The sequence below is a fragment of the Sulfitobacter sp. W074 genome (genome assembly GCF_025142275.1).
GTDB lineage: Bacteria > Pseudomonadota > Alphaproteobacteria > Rhodobacterales > Rhodobacteraceae > Sulfitobacter > Sulfitobacter profundi.
On the sequence record NZ_CP081130.1, the window covers coordinates 2,748,963 to 2,764,878 of the forward strand.

16 protein-coding genes are annotated in these 15,916 nt (G+C 62.0%); 9 read left to right on the forward strand and 7 right to left on the reverse strand.

The window, feature by feature from the left end:
- Positions 1-3 precede the first annotated feature (3 nt).
- The 5 genes from K3762_RS13575 to K3762_RS13595 all read left to right on the forward strand — a co-directional run bounded on the left by K3762_RS13575 (position 4) and on the right by K3762_RS13595 (position 5,757).
- Positions 4-915, forward strand: a complete 912-nt coding sequence (locus K3762_RS13575) for an ABC transporter permease (protein WP_067626922.1) — start codon at positions 4-6, stop codon at positions 913-915.
- Positions 908-1,711: an ABC transporter permease gene (locus K3762_RS13580; RefSeq protein ID WP_067626923.1), complete on the forward strand. Its 804-nt coding sequence runs from the start codon at positions 908-910 to the stop codon at positions 1,709-1,711. Before K3762_RS13575 ends, K3762_RS13580 begins: the two co-directional genes overlap by 8 nt.
- Positions 1,712-1,731: 20 nt before the next feature.
- The gene (locus tag K3762_RS13585) at positions 1,732-2,751 is read left to right on the forward strand and encodes an extracellular solute-binding protein (RefSeq protein ID WP_132444384.1); all 1,020 of its coding nucleotides are present in this window, start codon (positions 1,732-1,734) and stop codon (positions 2,749-2,751) included.
- A 76-nt stretch (positions 2,752-2,827) separates the two neighbouring features.
- Positions 2,828-4,510: an amidohydrolase gene (locus tag K3762_RS13590; RefSeq protein ID WP_260009967.1), complete on the forward strand. Its 1,683-nt coding sequence runs from the start codon at positions 2,828-2,830 to the stop codon at positions 4,508-4,510.
- Positions 4,511-4,734: 224 nt separating this feature from the next.
- Positions 4,735-5,757 carry an SDR family NAD(P)-dependent oxidoreductase gene (locus K3762_RS13595; protein WP_260009969.1) on the forward strand — a complete coding sequence of 341 codons (1,023 nt, stop codon included), beginning with the start codon at positions 4,735-4,737 and terminating at the stop codon, positions 5,755-5,757.
- Between the two features lie 9 nt (positions 5,758-5,766).
- On the opposite strand, the gene ptsP is transcribed toward K3762_RS13595, so the two are convergent.
- The 5 genes from ptsP to K3762_RS13620 all read right to left on the reverse strand — a co-directional run bounded on the left by ptsP (position 5,767) and on the right by K3762_RS13620 (position 11,221).
- The gene (gene ptsP, locus K3762_RS13600; RefSeq protein ID WP_132444381.1) at positions 5,767-8,010 is read right to left on the reverse strand and encodes a phosphoenolpyruvate--protein phosphotransferase; all 2,244 of its coding nucleotides are present in this window, start codon (positions 8,008-8,010) and stop codon (positions 5,767-5,769) included.
- 161 nt (positions 8,011-8,171) lie between these two features.
- On the reverse strand, positions 8,172-9,410 hold the full coding sequence (locus K3762_RS13605) for an aspartate kinase (protein WP_132444380.1): 1,239 nt from the start codon (positions 9,408-9,410) through the stop codon (positions 8,172-8,174).
- Positions 9,411-9,497: 87 nt separating this feature from the next.
- Complete coding sequence (locus K3762_RS13610; RefSeq protein ID WP_260009981.1) at positions 9,498-10,142, reverse strand: SDR family NAD(P)-dependent oxidoreductase; 645 nt, start codon at positions 10,140-10,142, stop codon at positions 9,498-9,500.
- A 58-nt stretch (positions 10,143-10,200) separates the two neighbouring features.
- Positions 10,201-10,659 carry a DUF1178 family protein gene (locus tag K3762_RS13615; protein WP_120351617.1) on the reverse strand — a complete coding sequence of 153 codons (459 nt, stop codon included), beginning with the start codon at positions 10,657-10,659 and terminating at the stop codon, positions 10,201-10,203.
- Between the two features lie 94 nt (positions 10,660-10,753).
- On the reverse strand, positions 10,754-11,221 hold the full coding sequence (locus tag K3762_RS13620) for an NUDIX hydrolase (RefSeq protein WP_260012824.1): 468 nt from the start codon (positions 11,219-11,221) through the stop codon (positions 10,754-10,756).
- A 111-nt stretch (positions 11,222-11,332) separates the two neighbouring features.
- Here K3762_RS13620 and modA point away from each other — a divergent pair, with 111 nt between their 5' ends.
- Genes modA through modC form a run of 3 tightly spaced genes read left to right on the forward strand, consistent with a single transcriptional unit; the run spans position 11,333 to position 13,837 of the window.
- Positions 11,333-12,070, forward strand: coding sequence for a molybdate ABC transporter substrate-binding protein (gene modA / locus K3762_RS13625; protein WP_260009984.1), 738 nt, complete (start codon positions 11,333-11,335; stop codon positions 12,068-12,070).
- Positions 12,060-12,752 (forward strand): molybdate ABC transporter permease subunit, encoded by a 693-nt coding sequence (gene modB, locus K3762_RS13630; RefSeq protein ID WP_132444377.1) that lies wholly within the window; start codon positions 12,060-12,062, stop codon positions 12,750-12,752. The genes modA and modB overlap by 11 nt, the downstream gene beginning before the upstream one ends.
- Positions 12,752-13,837, forward strand: a complete 1,086-nt coding sequence (modC, locus tag K3762_RS13635) for a molybdenum ABC transporter ATP-binding protein (RefSeq protein WP_386282399.1) — start codon at positions 12,752-12,754, stop codon at positions 13,835-13,837. The genes modB and modC overlap by 1 nt, the downstream gene beginning before the upstream one ends.
- Here modC and K3762_RS13640 read toward each other — a convergent pair whose 3' ends face one another.
- Both K3762_RS13640 and K3762_RS13645 read right to left on the reverse strand, forming a co-directional pair.
- Positions 13,838-14,605 (reverse strand): EcsC family protein, encoded by a 768-nt coding sequence (locus K3762_RS13640; protein WP_132444375.1) that lies wholly within the window; start codon positions 14,603-14,605, stop codon positions 13,838-13,840.
- A gap of 51 nt (positions 14,606-14,656) precedes the next feature.
- Positions 14,657-15,136 carry a GNAT family N-acetyltransferase gene (locus tag K3762_RS13645; RefSeq protein WP_132444434.1) on the reverse strand — a complete coding sequence of 160 codons (480 nt, stop codon included), beginning with the start codon at positions 15,134-15,136 and terminating at the stop codon, positions 14,657-14,659.
- 105 nt (positions 15,137-15,241) lie between these two features.
- Between K3762_RS13645 and K3762_RS13650 the strand changes: the two genes are divergently transcribed.
- On the forward strand, positions 15,242-15,847 hold the full coding sequence (locus K3762_RS13650; RefSeq protein WP_132444374.1) for a flavin reductase family protein: 606 nt from the start codon (positions 15,242-15,244) through the stop codon (positions 15,845-15,847).
- Positions 15,848-15,916 lie beyond the last annotated feature (69 nt).

The window sequence follows — 15,916 nt, forward strand, 5'->3', positions numbered from 1 at the left end:
CCCATGGCAGAGCTTTCAAACACCGTTGCAAAACGCGCCGCCCGAAACCGCTGGCTGCTGCTGACGCCCGCGCTGATCATCCTGATCTTTGCCGCCAGCGGGCCGCTGCTGATCACGCTGTTCTATTCCTTCCTCACCCCCGGCGACTATGGCGGGGTGGTCTGGGATTTCTCGACCGATGCGTGGTTTGGCGTGCTGATGCAGCGCGATATTTTCGACGACACATTGGGCTGGTCGGATGCCCATCTCAGCATCTTCTGGCGGTCGCTCAAATTGTCGATCCTGACAACGCTCGCCTGTTTGTTCTTTGGTTTCCCCACGGCTTACTTCATCGCCACACGGCCGAAAAAGCAGCGCGAATTCTGGATGTTGCTGATCATCATCCCCTTTTGGACGAACCTGCTGATCCGCACCTTCGCCATTCTGGAATTGATCCGCAACGAGGGCACCGTGAACTCAATCCTCATCGCGCTTGGTATCATTGATGAGCCGATCCAGATGCTTTTCACCGAGTTTTCGATCATTTTGGGCATGGTCTATGTCTATCTGCCGCTGATGGTTCTGCCGATCTATGCCTCGCTTGAGCGGTTGGATTTCCGGCTCGTCGAAGCAGGCTATGACCTTTACGCCACCCGCTTTCACGTGCTGCGCCGGGTGATCTTGCCGCTGGTGAAACCGGGGGTGATCGCGGGGTCGATCCTTGTGCTGGTGCCCTCGCTTGGGGCCTATGTCACGCCGCGCGTCATGGGCGGTGGCAATCAATTAATGATCGGCAATCTGATCGAATTGCAATTCGGACAGGGGCGCAACTGGCCCTTGGGCGCGGCGCTGTCGATCACCCTGCTGGCTATCGTGATGGTGGCACTGCTGGCCTATGTCCGCGCGGCGGGGAATGAGGAGGTGCAGCATGGCTAATCGCGGGTTCGACATTCGCAAGCTTACGGGCTTTTCCAGCATCGCGATGGCGTGTTTTTTCATGCTCTACATGCCGATCATCCTGCTGGTGGTCTATTCCTTCAACGCGGGCACCTCCATCGCGATCTGGGAGGGGTTTTCGTGGCGCTGGTACGCCTCGGCTTGGGACAACGAAATGGTCCAAGAGGCCACGGTGCGCAGCCTTATCATCGCGGTCTCTGCCGCGGCCATCTCAACCAGTGTCGCTGTGCTTGCAGCCCTCGGCACCACCCGCACAGGCAAGTTTCGGGGGCAGACCACGGTCTTTGCGCTGATCCACCAGCCGCTCATGGTGCCCGAGATTGTCACGGCAGTGGCGCTGCTGATCTTCTTTGCCTCGATCAAGGTCGTGACGGGCTATACTGGGCTGATGTATCTGATCATCGCGCATTCCGCATTCTGCATTCCCTTCGCCTATCTGCCGATCAGAGCGCGGCTGCAGGGCATGGACCTGACCCTCGAACAGGCGGGGGCGGATCTCTATGGCACGCCGTTTCAGGTTTTCCGCCATGTGACCCTGCCCCAGCTTTGGCCGGGCATCCTCGCCGGGGCGATGCTGGCCTTTGTCATCAGCCTTGATGACGTGGTCATTACCGAATTTGTGAAATCCGCCGGGCAGGACACCCTGCCGACCTATATGCTGGGCCAACTACGGCGGGTGGTGACACCTGAGATCAATGCGATTTCAACTGTTCTGTTGATGATCTCGGTGACGATGGTGATCGCCTATACCCTGCTCAGCAAAGTCAAAAAATAATTAACCAACGGGAGCTAGACATGAAAAAGACACTGACGGCACTCACGCTCATCCTCGCGGGGCCTGCCATGGCCGAAGGCGAGTTGAACATCTACAACTGGGGCAACTACACCAGCCCCGACATGATCGAAAAGTTCGAGAAAGAGACCGGCATCAAGGTCACCATCACGGACTATGACAGCAACGATACGGCACTGGCCAAGATCAAAGCGGGCGGTCACGGCTTTGACATCGTCGTGCCCTCGGGCACCTATGTCCCGATTTTCGTGGGCGAAGGGCTGCTGATGGAAAGCAAGCCCAACGAGATGGAGAACTTCAAGAACATGGACCCGCAGTGGGTCGATGTGGAATTCGATCCGGGCCGCAATTACACCGTGCCATGGCAGTGGGGGACCGTCGGGGTGACGGTGAACACCGCGGTCTATGATGGCGACATCAATACCGCCGCCGTGATCTTTGACCCGCCAGAAGAGCTGAAGGGCAAGATCAATGTGGTGCCCGAGATGAATGACGTGATGGGCATGGCGATCCACTTTGCGGGCGGTGAGCAATGCACAGCCGACAAGGAAATGCTGAAAAAAGTCCGCGACATTCTGCGCGAGGCCAAGCCCAATTGGTTGTCGATGGACTACGGCAATATCGAGAAATACGCCAAGGGTGACCTCGCCGCCGGGGTGAACTGGAACGGCGCATCCTTCCGAGCGCGCAACCAGAACCCCGACATCGCCTTCGGCTACCCGCAAGAGGGCTATCCAGTCTGGATGGACAATGCCGCAATTTTGGCGGACGCGCAGAACGTCGAAGAAGCCAAGACCTTCCTCAACTTCATCATGGACCCGGAGAACGCCGCGATGCTGTCCGAGTTCGCCCGCTACGCCAACGGCATCAAAGGCTCCGATGCGTTCATGCCAGAAGACATGAAGTCCGCCCCCGAAGTGGTTGTGCCCGAAGACCTGAAAAGCGCCGCCTATGTCGCCAAGGTCTGCCCGCCCGAGGCGCAAAAGCTATATACCGCGATCTGGACCGACCTTCAGAAATAACGCGCGCTTTGTTCGATAAACACATTGCGTCCCGGCCATCGGTCGGGGCGCGCATCGCAATAAGGACCCTAAGACCATGCCGGCAGATATTGTCATCCACAACGGGGCGCTGATCACTTTTGACCCGGATCAGCCCCAAGCCAGCGCTTTGGCCATCACCGGTAATAAGATCTCGGCGGTCGGATCGGATGCTCAGATCACGGTGCTGATCGGCCCAGACACCAAGGTGATCGATGCGCAGGGCGGCACGGTGCTGCCGGGCTTTATCGACAGCCACGTGCATCTCTTTGGCGGGTCCGTCGAACTGGAATATCTCAACCTCTATGGCCTCACCGGGCTGGAGGAGATGCGCCGCGCGATCCTGCCCTATGCCGAGGCAAACCCAGACGATAAAATGCTGTTCTGCGTCATGGCAGACTACGGCATTTTGGGCACCGGCAAGACCCTCACCCGGCATGACCTTGATGCCATCCTGCCCGACCGCCCGCTCGCCATGTTCGCCCCCGACCATCACACGGTCTGGGCCAACACCGCCGCGCTGAAGGCGGCAGGGCTCTTGCAAGGCGGCAAGGTCGACGCAGGCTCTGAAATCGTGATGGGGGAAGATGGGCTCGCCAATGGGGAGTTGCTTGAGCCCGGCGCCTATAGCCCGATCCTATCGCTCACCCGCTATGGCGGCCGCGATATGTTGGGCCTTACCGCCGGTCGCGACCCCGAGCCGCCCGCCACACCTGCGCAGCGCGCGATGGACAAGGACGTTATCGCACGCGGGCTGGCCCATTGCGCCGCGCAGGGCATCACCGGTCTGCATCTGATGGATGGCAACCGCTATCAGCTTGAGCTTCTGTCTGAGTTGGAAGCCGAGGGCCGCCTGCTCTGCCGCTGCCATGTGCCCTTTCACCTCAAAGGCACGGACACTGTCGCGCGTCTGACCCGCGAAGCCCCTGCCCTGCGCGATGACTTTCAAGGGGATAAGGTCCGCTGTAGTCACGTCAAAATGTTCATCGACGGGGTGATCGAAAGCGGGACCGCACTGATGCTGCAGCCCTATCCGGGGGAGATGGGCAGAAATGGCAATTGCGGCGGTGAGGTTTTCACCCAAGAGCATTTCGTCGCCGCCTGCGTCGAAGCGGATCGGCTGGGGTTTCAGATCGCCGTTCATGCCATCGGAGACGCCGCCGTGCGCCGAACGATCGACGCCTATGAGGCCGCCCAAAAGGCGAATGGAAAACGCGACAGCCGCCACCGGATCGAACATATCGAAGTGATCCACCCGGATGACATTCCCCGGCTCGCCGATCTGGGCATCGTCGCCTCCCTCCAGCCCGGCCACGCGCCTCGGGGCCATGTCTTTCCGCCCTCTGGCGTCGGGGACTATATCCGCCCCGAGCAGATCGAAGGGGCCTATGCGTGGCAAACCATTCGTGACACCGGGGCCCGGGTGATCTTCTCAACCGATTGGCCGGTCATCCCGGTGGATGTGATGTCCACGCTCAAGGCGGCCATCGCGCCGCTGGACCTCGGCGGCGATTGGCCGGATCAGACCCAGACCCTCCAAGATACCCTCGCAAGCTATACCCTCGACAACGCTTGGGCGGAGTTTGCCGAGAATACACGCGGACGGCTGAAAGAAGGCATGGACGCCGACATTGCCGTTCTGAGCCATGATCTGACCCGATGGCCCGCCGAGACGATTACCGACGTAGATGCGATCACCGCCATTATGGACGGTCAGATCACGTTTCAGCGCGGGCATTGATGTAAATCTTCGCGCGACCCCTCGCCCTCTGATCGCGCAGCCCGCGAACCGTTTTGCCTTGCCGGGGCTTGATTGACGCCCCGCCAGCAAGTGCTTTGCCGTTTCTATGCCAAATTTAACCAAATTTTCAGCATTCACATCCCAACCTTGATCAGGACATGGAAAAGGCAACTCAAGCCGCAGGCTCAATGGGCGCGGCATGCCGCATGCGCGAGGATGCCAGAATGGACAGCACGCAGAGGATACTGGTCACCGGCACGGGCGGCTTCATCGGCTTTCACCTTGCCCGCCTGCTGCTGGCCGAGGGCGCGCGGGTGCAGGGCTATGACGGGATGACCGACTACTACGACGTCGCCTTGAAACAACGCCGCCACGCGATGCTGCTTCAGCATGAGCATTTCACGACCAAAGAGGCGCTGCTGGAAGACCGCGAGACCTTCGATGCGCTGGCCGATGACTTTCAGCCAGACATGATCGTCCACCTCGCGGCGCAAGCGGGCGTGCGCCACAGCATCGACCATCCCCGCGCCTTTCTCGAAGCCAATATCACCGGCACTTTCAACGTAATGGAAGCCGCGCGGCGGCTGGAGGTCAAACATCTGCTCATGGCCTCATCCTCTTCGATCTACGGGGCCAATATCGATATGCCCTTTGGCGAAACCGGGGCCACCGACCGGCCCCTGTCGATCTACGCCGCCACGAAAAAGGCGAATGAGGGGATGGCCCATGCCTATGCCCATCTGTGGAACCTGCCGACGACGATGTTTCGCTTTTTCACCGTTTACGGGCCTTGGGGGCGCCCCGACCTAGCCTTGAGCAAATTCGTCGATGCGATCCTCGACGGGCGCCCGATCGATATCTACAATCACGGAGAGATGTACCGCGATTTCACCTGTGTCGATGATCTGGTGCGCGGCATCCGTCTGCTGATGGACTGCGTTCCGCCCCAACCGGGCAGCGCAGCGCCGCCGCCGGAATGGGATTCGCTCTCTCCTGCAGCGCCCTACCGGGTGGTGAATATCGGCAATTCCGAAAAGGTCCGCTTGCTTGATTTCGTCGAAGCGATCGAAGCCGCGCTCGGCAAGCGGGCGGTGCGCAACTATATGGGCATGCAGATGGGCGACGCCCCCGCCACATGGGCCGATGCAACGCTGCTACACCGGCTTACCGGCTATCGCCCGCAAACCGATATTCACGAAGGCATCGCGCGTTTCGTCGCCTGGTTTCGCGACTATCACGGCAAATAGCTGCGGGCCTCAATGCTGGTGCTGCTGACGCACGTAGTCCATCACCGCGCCTCTTACCGACATCTCACCCCGCTCGCGCGCCGCGTGGATAACCTCGCGCACGTCATCAAGGTTGCAGCGCCGCAGCAGGCTTTTGACCGGCCCGATTGAGGCCGGGCGCATCGACAGGGTCTTGAGCCCGATAGCCGCGAAACACAACGCCTCGACCGGGCGGCCCGCATCCTCACCGCAGAAAGACAGTGCCGTATCGGTTTGCGCACAGCGCTCCACAATGCCCTCAAGAAAGGTCAGGAAAGAGACGTTCAGCGTGTCATACCGCCGCCGCACCCGCTCGTTCTCACGGTCAGCGGCGAAAAAGAACTGTTTCAGATCGTTGCCCCCGATCGACAGGAACTCAACCTCTTCAAAGAACTTCTTTGGCGCAAAGGCGAGGCTGGGCGTCTCAAGCATGGCGCCGACTTCCAGCTTTTCGGGCAACACATGGCCCAAGATACGCTCGCGCTCCATTGCCTTGTCGACCTCGGCGCGGGCGGCGCGGAATTCCTCGAACTGGGCGATAAAGGGAAACATCACCGCCAGCGGGCGGCCCGCAGCGGCGCGGATCAGGGCTTGCAACTGCATGCGCATGACACCGGGTTTGTCCAGGCCCACCCGGATCGCGCGCCAGCCCAAAGCCGGGTTCGGCTCATCATGAGGCTTCATATAGGGCAGCACCTTGTCCGAGCCGATGTCGAGCGTGCGAAACACCACCCGGCGGCCATGCGCGGCATCAAGCACGCGCGCGTAAAGCGCCGCAAGCTCGGTCCGGCGGGGCATCTGGTTGCGCACCAGAAACTGCAATTCGGTGCGGAACAGCCCCACGCCCTCGGCCCCCGACCCTTCGAGCGAGGGCAGATCGGCCATCAACCCCGCGTTCATCTGCAGGCTGATGATCCGCCCGCATTTCGTCTCAGCCGGTTTATCGCGGATCGAGGCATAGCGCTCCTGCGCCGCCGCCTGCATCGCGATCTTGTCACGAAAGGCCGTGGCCACGGTATCGTCGGGCCGCAAATGCACCACGCCCTGTTCCCCATCAACCATGATGTGATCGCCATTCAGCGCATCATTGGTGATGCGGCTCGCGTGAACGATCAGCGGAATCGCCAGCGCCCGCGCCACAATAGCCGCGTGTGACCCGACAGAGCCGCCCTCCAACACGATGCCGCGCAGCGTCCGCCCATAGTCCAGCAATTCCGCCGGGCCGATGTTGCGCGCCACAAGGATCGGATCGACGGGCATCTCGGCCCCGGTATCACTTCCCTGCCCCGTCAGATGACGCAGCAAACGGTTCGACAGATCATCCAGATCCGAAAGTCGCTCCCGCAGATAAGCGTCATTGACCTGCCCCAGACGGGCGCGGGCCATGGATTGTTCTTTCTCGACCGCAGCCTCGGCGCTCAGCCCGCTTTGAATATCCTCCACCATGCGCCGCATCCAGCCTTTGGAATTGGCGAACATGCGGTAGGCTTCAAGCACCTGTTGCTGCTCTTTGTCGGCGGTAAGGCTTAACAATTGGTCAACGCTGACGCGCAATTGCTCGACCGCTTCGGTCAAACGCTCCGTCTCGCGCTCCGGGTCATCGGCGATGGGGTTGGATACCACCACCCGCGGCTCATGCAGCCAGACATGGCCCTCGGCCACGCCCTCTTGCCCCACGGTGCCGCGCAGCAGAACCGGCTGGCTGTGGCGCGCCGACATCGCCGCGCCCTCGCCGACAAAGGCACCAAGCTCGGCCATTTCGGCCAGCACCATGGCCACGACCTCAAGCGCGTAGACCTCATCTGCCGAGAATTCGCGTGCCTGTTTCGACTGCACCACCAAGACGCCCAGCGTCTCGCCCAGGCGTTGAATCGGCACGCCAAGGAACGAAGAATAAATCTCCTCCCCCGTCTCTGGCATGAAACGGAAACCGGCAGCCTGCGGCGCATCGGGCGTATTGATCACCGTGCGGCGCTTAGCCACGCGCCCCACCAGACCTTCACCCAGTTTCATACGGGTTTCATGCACCGCCGCCTCGTTCAGACCTTCGGTGGCACAAAGCTCAAGCGTGTCTTCGTCGCGAAACAGATAGATCGAGCAGACTTCGCAGCCCATGGAGTTGGCGATCAACTGGGTGATCTTATCGAGCCGCGCTTGCCCCGCCACATCACTGGCCATCGCATCACGCAGCCGCCCCAGCAGCTTGCGGCTTTCTGTTTCAACCCGTTCGGCCATATGATCTGGTCCCTGTCCCTCTGGAGCAGGGTTTAGCGCACTCGCGCAAGGATAGAAATGCTATTCGCGACATACCCTGCATCCTCTGCCAGCATATCGGCGGGATGCTGCAGTTTTACGCGAGGCGCGACATCGCGTAAAACCCATTTGATCGCAGATGCTTAAGCGGCTTTATCAAGCTCGAAAGCATCATGAAGCGCCTGCACGGCCAGCTCCATATACTTGCGGTCAATCAACACGCTGATCTTGATCTCAGAGGTGGTGATAACCTTGATGTTGATCCCCTCATCCGAGAGGACTTTGAACATCTTAGCGGCCACGCCGGTGTGGCTGCGCATGCCGATGCCCACCACGGAAACCTTGGCCACACCCTTGTCGGCGATCAACTCTTGATAGTTGATGATGCCCTCTTCATGGGCTTTCTCCATGGCCTTTTCGGCGCGGATCACCTGATCGACGGGGCAAGACCACGTCATATCGGTGCGGCCTTCTTCGGCGATGTTTTGGACGATCATGTCGACGTTCACGCCACCTTCGCTGAGCGCGGTAAAGATCGTCGCCGCGATGCCGGGGCGGTCCGCCACGGACACCAAGGTCATCTTTGCCTCATCACGGGAAAACGCGACCCCGGCCACCACATTGCTTTCCATGATTTCCTCCTCATCGCAGACGAGCGTCCCGGCATCGTCAGATTGTTCTTCGAAACTGCTCAGCACGCGCAGTTTAACCTTGTAGCGCATCGCCAGCTCGACCGACCGGGTTTGCAAAACCTTCGCCCCGAGAGAGGCCAGTTCCAGCATCTCTTCAAAGGAAATCTTGTCAAGTTTGCGTGCCTTGGATTCGACCCGCGGGTCGGTCGTGTAAACGCCGTCCACGTCGGTATAGATATCGCAGCGCTCAGCATCAAAAGCAGCGGCAAAGGCCACGGCGGTCGTGTCAGACCCACCCCGGCCCAGCGTGGTGATCCGGCCCTGCGGGCTGATGCCCTGAAAGCCTGCGACCACGGCAACCTTCATGCCTTCGCCGAATTTGGCGGTGATGTTGTCTGTTGGAATTTCCTCAATCCGCGCGGCGGAATGGGCATCGGTGGTACGCACCGGCACCTGCCAACCCTGCCAAGACCGCGCGGGCACGTCCATTTCCTGCAAGGTCAGCGCCATCAGCCCGGCGGTGACATTCTCGCCACTCGACACGATCGCATCATATTCGCGCGCGTCATAAAGCGGCGAAGTCTCGTTGACAAAGCCCACCAGCTTGTTCGTCTCGCCCGACATGGCCGAAACGATGACGATCACGTCATAGCCTTTGGCCACCTCAACGCCGACGCGCTTTGCCGCGCGGCGGATACGGTCCAAAGTGGCGACCGAAGTCCCACCGAATTTCATAACCAGAACAGGCATATTGTCCCCCGCGCAACAGTCCAGCGCGGTCTAAGCCCACGGCACGGCAAGGGCAAGCCTATTTAACATGACGTTATGTCGAGTGCCCTAGAACGGATGCGCCCGGCCATCCCATGTCTCAAACGCGCCCGTCCGCGCCAGATCAAGCGCAGCGATCCGCTGGGCAAGACCTTGGGCAGACTCCGCCACGCTGATTTCGCCCTGATCACCACCCATATCAGTGCGCACCCAGCCGGGGTGGTAAATCCCCACCGCGATGCCCTCTGGCTTCAGGTCCACCGCCAAATTGCGCCCCAGATTGATCGCCGCCGCCTTGGAGGCGCGGTAGATATAGCTGCCCCCCGGTGCCCGCGTCTGCGACCCCATCTGCGAGGCGTTAATCGCAATTTTCGCGCTCTTTGCCGCACGCAGGTTCGGCAGGAGCGATTGCACCGTCAGAAAAACCCCGGTCACATTGGTCCCGAAACTCTGCGCCCAGAGATCAGGCCCGAAGCCCGCATCCAGATCATCGCCCTTGTCCAGATAGACGCCTGCATTGCAGATCAGCAAGTCCAGCGGACGGTCCGCGAGGCTTGCGGCAAAAGCGGCGTGGCTTGTCGGGTCGGTCACATCCAACACGGCCTCCGCCCCCGCGCCGCGGGCGGTGCCGATCACCTCTTCGCCTGCATCTTTATACTGTGCGGTCAGCGTCGCGCCGATGCCGCGGCTCGCGCCTGTGATCACAATGGTCATGGAGGGTCCTTTATCAGAATCGGCCTTTACCAGAATGCGCCTTTGCGAGAATGCGCCTTCAGGAAAGTTGGCGTTTGGGTTTGAACGGCAGGGGCATCAGCGGGACGCCTTCTTCGATCAAGGCGCGGGCCTGATCCAGCCGCGCTTCGCCATAGATCGCGCGTTCGGGCGTGCGCCCCGCGTGCATGTCGCGCGCTTCCCGAACGAAATTCTTGCCGACATAGTCCGAGGTCGCCTCGACCTTGTTGCGCAGCGCGGTCAGCGCTTTTTCCACATCGCTCGCCGGATTGGACAGGACCGGCGCGGGTTTCTCGGCGGGCTGCGGTTTCTCGACCGCTTCGGGGGCGCACTCGCCCGAGGTGACCCGCGGGGCCATCAGCGATTTACGCACCTCGGCCGACCCACAGACGGCACAGCTCAGATGGCCGCCGCGGGCGAGGCTGTCAAAGGCTGCCGCCGATTGGAACCAACTGTCGAAGCCATGTCCGGCCTCGCATTTCAACGCATAACGGATCATTCGCCCGGTCCTTGAACTCTCTGCTCTAAATGGGCTGCCGCAGGAACGAGGTCAAGACAGGCGGGATCGGCCCGCACGTGCCATTGTCGCGCAATCAGCCCGCCAGACCGCCGCTGCACGGATCGAAATCGCGGATCAGCCGCGCCAGATCGGGCGCATCCACCAACCGCGCAGCTTTCCGGCGCGAGCACCACAGCCGCTTGCGCTGTCCCTTCTCGGGGAACTGTTTCGCCAATGTCTTGACCTTCACCGGGTAAAGCATCGCCAAACAGGGCACTGCCCCATCCTCCCCGGTTTTGGCATAGCTATAAACGCCCAGACATTGCCCGCGCACCTGCCCCACGACGCCGCCTTCCTCCCATGCCTCGACCAGAGCCGAAGCGGCGGGGGTTTTACCGTCCATCGGCCAGCCCTTGGGAATGATCCAACGCTTGCTGCCGCGCGAGGTAATCAGCAAGATCTGCAACTTGCCACGTTTACGACGCCAGCAAAGTGCTGCAAATTGAATGCGCAGATCGTCCTTTTGTCCGCCGTTCAGCGATATCGGTGCCTGTGTCGTCATCCGTCGCAGCCGCGCCCTCTGGCTGGTTGTTTTCGCCTTCACCCTAGCGCGGCAATCCTTGTCTGGCCATATGCACTTGCCCCCCTTCAATGCATCAAAGATACTACCAAAATGATAAGATTTTGCGCCCTTCTGACCCTGCTCTGCGGCCTTGCCCTCCCCCTTCGGGCCGAGGCTCCGCTGACCGTCTTTGCCGCCGCCAGCCTACGCGGCGCGCTGGAGGAGATCGCAGAAGCGTTCCCCGCGCCATTGGTCGTGGCCTACGGCGGTTCGGGCACGATGGCGCGTCAGGTCGCTGCCGGAGCGCCTGCCGATGTCGTCCTTCTCGCGAACACCGATTGGATGGATTGGCTGTCAGATCAAGGGGTTAGCACCGCAAAGAAGGCCCAGATCGTCGCCCGCAACCACTTGGTGCTGATCGCCCCCCGTGGCACCGCCGCGCTGTCCCAGCCTGCCGACCTGCCCGCCCGGCTGGGCCGCATGGGGCGGCTCGCCATGGGCCAACGCGATGCGGTGCCCGCAGGCAGCTATGCCCGCGAATGGCTGACCCATGAGGGTCTATGGGAGAGCCTGCAAAGCCAATTGGCCGAGACCGACAATGTCCGCGCCGCACTGGCTTTGGTCGCGCGCGGTGATACGCCTTTTGGCGTGGTCTATGCCAGTGACGCCCATGCCGAGGAGGACGTGCAGATCGTCTATGAGGTGCCTGCCGATACCCATGCCCCCATCACCTATCCCGCCGCTGCCCTGACGCCGGAAGGCACCGCGCTGGTCGATTTCCTGATCACGCAAAAGGCGCAGACGATCCTTGAGGATCATGGTTTCCTTCGGGCCGATCATGGATCTTGACGCTGCCGCTTGGGCCGCGCTCTTGTTGTCGCTGCGGGTGGCGACTGTGGCGATGCTCTGCTCTCTGCCGCTGGCGCTTTGGGTTGCGTGGATCCTCGCCCGGAAGGAGTTTCGCGGCAAGGGCGTGTTGAGCGCGTTGGTCCATCTGCCACTGGTTCTGCCGCCAGTGGTGACGGGCTATCTGCTGCTGTTGAGCTTTGGCCGCAACGCCCCCATGGGTCGTCTGTTGGAGAGTTTCGGCATCGGCCTTGCCTTCCATTGGACCGGCGCAGTGCTGGCTGCTCTGATCATGAGCTTTCCGCTGATGGTCCGCGCCATGCGGCTGGCGATCGAAGCCGTTGACCCACGGATCGAGGCCGCCGCCGCCACGCTTGGCGCGCCGCGCATCAGCGTGTTCTGCCGCGTCACCCTTCCACTGATCTTTCCCGGCATCCTTGCCGGGGCGGTGATGGGCTTTGCCAAGGCGATGGGCGAATTCGGTGCCACGATCACCTTCGTTGCCAATATCCCCGGCCAGACCCAAACCCTGCCGAGCGCGATTTGGACGGCATTGCAGGTGCCGGGCGGTGAGAGCCGCGCGCTGACCATGGCGGCGCTGGCCGGGCTGGTGGCGCTGGCCGCCGTGCTGCTTTCCGAAGCTTTGGCCCGGCGGGTCGCCAGACGCATCGCCGGGGCGCGCTGATGCTGGAGGTCACGCTGCGCCATCGGTTCGACGGCTTCGATCTAGACCTGTCTTTCACCACCGAAGGGGGCATCACCGCGCTTTTTGGCCGCTCGGGTGCGGGCAAGACGACCGTGATCAACGCGCTTGCCGGATTGCTGCGCCCTGATGTCGGCCGCGTGGTGTTGGAGGGTGAGGTGCTCTTGGATACGCAGCGCGGCATCTGGGTGCCGCCACATCGCCGCAGGCTGGGCTATGTCTTTCAGGATGCGCGGCTTTTTCCGCATCTTGATGTGCGCAAGAACCTGACCTTCGGCGCGCGCTATGCCCCGCGTGGCAGCCAAGGTGCGGGCTTTGAGGATGTCGTGGCGCTTCTGGGGCTTGAACCCTTGCTCGTCCGTGCCCCGGCGACCCTGTCGGGCGGAGAAAAGCAGCGTGTTGCCCTTGGTCGCGCCCTGCTTTGCCATCCGCGCCTGCTGCTGATGGACGAACCGTTGGCGAGCCTTGATGGCCCGCGCAAGCAAGAGATTTTGCCCTATCTCGAACGCCTGCGCGACGGGGGATTGGGCCTGCCGATCCTCTACGTCAGCCACGCGGTGGATGAGATTGCCCGGCTCGCCGATCGGCTGGTCTTGTTGCAAAACGGGCGGCTAAAGGCGCAGGGCGCGCTGTTTGATGTCATGGCCGACCCCGCCGCCGTGCCCCTGCTGGGCGTGCGCGAAGCGGGTGCGGTGCTGGAGGCTGACGTCATCGCCCATGCAGAAGACGGGCTTTCGACCCTCGCCGTGCGAGCGGGGCAGCTGGAATTGCCGGGGGTGCAAGCGCCGATAGGCACGCGGGTGCGGCTGCGGGTCTTGGCGCAGGATGTGATCTTGTCGCGCCAGCGGCCCGAGGGGCTGTCTTCGGTTAACATTCTGCCCGTGCGGGTGGATGCCGTGCACCCCGGTGACGGGCCGGGCGCTGCCATTGCGCTGGACGCGGGCGGTGACCGCCTGCTTGCCCGCGTCACGGCGCGGGCAGTGCGCGATCTTGATCTGCGCGAGGGGATGGGGTGCTACGCCATCATCAAGGCCACCACCGTAGCGCCGGGCAGTATCGGGCGCTGATCAGATCTTGGGCGGCGTCCGACCCATTTTCTGTCGCAGTCGGGCAACCAGATCCTCTTGCGGGATATCCGCCTCTATCGCCAGTCTGCGCAGGCCGAAATGCACATGGGCCATGTCTTGGTAATAGCTGGTATAGGCATAGTTTGTCGCCGCCCCGGCCACAGCGCCCAGCACCGGCACCGCCTGCGCGGCTAGCTTTTGCCCCATCACCAATGCCAGCCGTGGGGCCACGCGGGCGATCACCGCGTTCATCGCGCGGCCCGTCAGCGCCATGCGGACCGTCAGAAACCCCAGATCGGCACTATCGTCATCGGCCAACGGCCCTGCAGCGGTGAAGACATGGACGCAGTCGAACTGCACATTCTCAGCCGCCGGATCAAACCCATGTTCTGCCGCCACGCCTTGGATGACACGCAAAAGCAGCGTTGTGGTCACGGGCAGTTCGGCCAATGCAGTGGGCAGCCCCCCGGCCCCGCCAGCGGCCCCCATGGCGGTTGAGACCGCTTGGTTCAGCCAGCCCTGCTGGTCCTTCACATAGCTGCGGCTGGAATGGGCGGCCTGCATGGCATGGCCGAGCGCCTTCATCGTCGCCCCTTCGAGATTGCGGCGCACTGCACCCGGCAATCGGTCGATCAACCCATCCGCGCTGCCGCCGATGAGGTTCAGCACATGAATGCCCACGCCGCCCGCCTGTTTATAGCGGCGGGCGATTTCATCCAGCCGGGCGTCGACATCAATAGTGCTGGGCAGGTTGCTTTCGATCTGCATGGGCGTCCCTCTTTGAGCTTAGGCTCAATGTGGGTCGGGTCTGGGGTAAAATCAATCGTGCCAGCGGCGAACCTTGCCGGTGACCCCGGCCCAAGCCCCCTCGGCCAAGGCGCGGCCCAAGATGCGCGCGGGGTTCGTGGGCGGGGGCATCTCTACGTCTTGCAGCAGGGTAAAGCCGAAGCGGTTGTAATAAGGCGCGTCGCCCACCAGCATCACACGTTCCCACCCCAGCGGGGCCGCTTGCTCTAGTGAGGTTTCGATCAGCCCCGCGCCCAGCCCTTCGCCTTGCCTTGTCGGGTGCACAGCCACCGGGCCAAGCAACAGTGCGTTCGCCGCGCCGATGCGCACGGGCCAATAGCGGATCGCGCCCGCCAGAATGCCTGCACTGTCGCGCGCCACATGGCTCAGCCCCGCCACAGGCGGCACGCCGTCGCGTAGCCGGTAAGACGACAGCGCTTCGCGCCCCGGCGCAAAACAGGTGTCATAGAGCGCTTCGACCTCCCAATGGTCGGCGGGCACCTCCGGGGTCATCTTGTAGGGCGTCTGATGCAAGGCCGGAGGCTTTCAGGAGCAATTGCGGGTGGCGCTGGACGTAGCATGAGGCTAGCCATGGGTGCAAACCATCAAGGAGTGTTCATGTTCTATCGTCCCGAAGACGGCCATGGTCTGCCGCATAATCCGTTCAACGCCATCGTCAGCCCCCGCCCCATCGGCTGGATCTCCAGCCGTGACGGTCAGGGCCGCGACAACCTCGCACCCTATTCTTTCTTCAACGCCGTGGCCTATGTGCCACCGCAGGTGATGTTTGCCTCGACCAGCGCCAAGGATGATGTGGATGGCACCAAGGATTCCGTGGCCAATATCCGCGAGACCGGGGTGTTCTGCGTGAATGTGGTGGAATACGCAGCGCGCGACGTGATGAACGTGACCTCGGCCACCCTGCCCCATGGCGAGGACGAATTCGCCCGCGCCGGGATCGACAAGGCCGAATGTGAGCAGATCGCCTGTGCGCGGGTTGCAAATGCGCCAGCCAGCCTCGAATGCAAGCTGACGCAGATCGTGCAACTGCCGGGAGAGGCGAACTTCGCGGTTTTCGGTGAGGTCGTGGGCGTGCATATGCGCGATGATTGTGTGGTGGACGGGCGGTTCGATGTGACCCGGTTCCAGCCGCTGTCGCGATTGGGCTACCGTGATTACACGGTGGTGCGGGATGTGTTCGAACTGAAGCGGCCGGATGATTGAAGGCTGAGGGGCCGGTGGCGTCAGTCGCCGCTGGTCAGCCCAACAATGCGAGCGTCATCGCTTGCCCGC

Coding starts and splice junctions, on each gene's coding strand:
- K3762_RS13585 (WP_132444384.1), top strand. CDS start 1,732: ATGAAAAAGACACTGACGGCACTCACGCTCATCCTCGCGGGGCCTGCC.
- K3762_RS13590 (WP_260009967.1), top strand. CDS start 2,828: ATGCCGGCAGATATTGTCATCCACAACGGGGCGCTGATCACTTTTGAC.
- K3762_RS13575 (WP_067626922.1), top strand. CDS start 4: ATGGCAGAGCTTTCAAACACCGTTGCAAAACGCGCCGCCCGAAACCGC.
- K3762_RS13645 (WP_132444434.1), bottom strand. CDS start 15,136: ATGACCCCGGAGGTGCCCGCCGACCATTGGGAGGTCGAAGCGCTCTAT.
- modB (WP_132444377.1), top strand. CDS start 12,060: ATGGATCTTGACGCTGCCGCTTGGGCCGCGCTCTTGTTGTCGCTGCGG.
- ptsP (WP_132444381.1), bottom strand. CDS start 8,010: ATGGCCGAACGGGTTGAAACAGAAAGCCGCAAGCTGCTGGGGCGGCTG.
- K3762_RS13595 (WP_260009969.1), top strand. CDS start 4,735: ATGGACAGCACGCAGAGGATACTGGTCACCGGCACGGGCGGCTTCATC.
- K3762_RS13620 (WP_260012824.1), bottom strand. CDS start 11,221: ATGACGACACAGGCACCGATATCGCTGAACGGCGGACAAAAGGACGAT.
- modA (WP_260009984.1), top strand. CDS start 11,333: ATGATAAGATTTTGCGCCCTTCTGACCCTGCTCTGCGGCCTTGCCCTC.
- K3762_RS13610 (WP_260009981.1), bottom strand. CDS start 10,142: ATGACCATTGTGATCACAGGCGCGAGCCGCGGCATCGGCGCGACGCTG.
- K3762_RS13640 (WP_132444375.1), bottom strand. CDS start 14,605: ATGCAGATCGAAAGCAACCTGCCCAGCACTATTGATGTCGACGCCCGG.
- K3762_RS13650 (WP_132444374.1), top strand. CDS start 15,242: ATGTTCTATCGTCCCGAAGACGGCCATGGTCTGCCGCATAATCCGTTC.
- K3762_RS13615 (WP_120351617.1), bottom strand. CDS start 10,659: ATGATCCGTTATGCGTTGAAATGCGAGGCCGGACATGGCTTCGACAGT.
- modC (WP_386282399.1), top strand. CDS start 12,752: ATGCTGGAGGTCACGCTGCGCCATCGGTTCGACGGCTTCGATCTAGAC.
- K3762_RS13605 (WP_132444380.1), bottom strand. CDS start 9,410: ATGCCTGTTCTGGTTATGAAATTCGGTGGGACTTCGGTCGCCACTTTG.
- K3762_RS13580 (WP_067626923.1), top strand. CDS start 908: ATGGCTAATCGCGGGTTCGACATTCGCAAGCTTACGGGCTTTTCCAGC.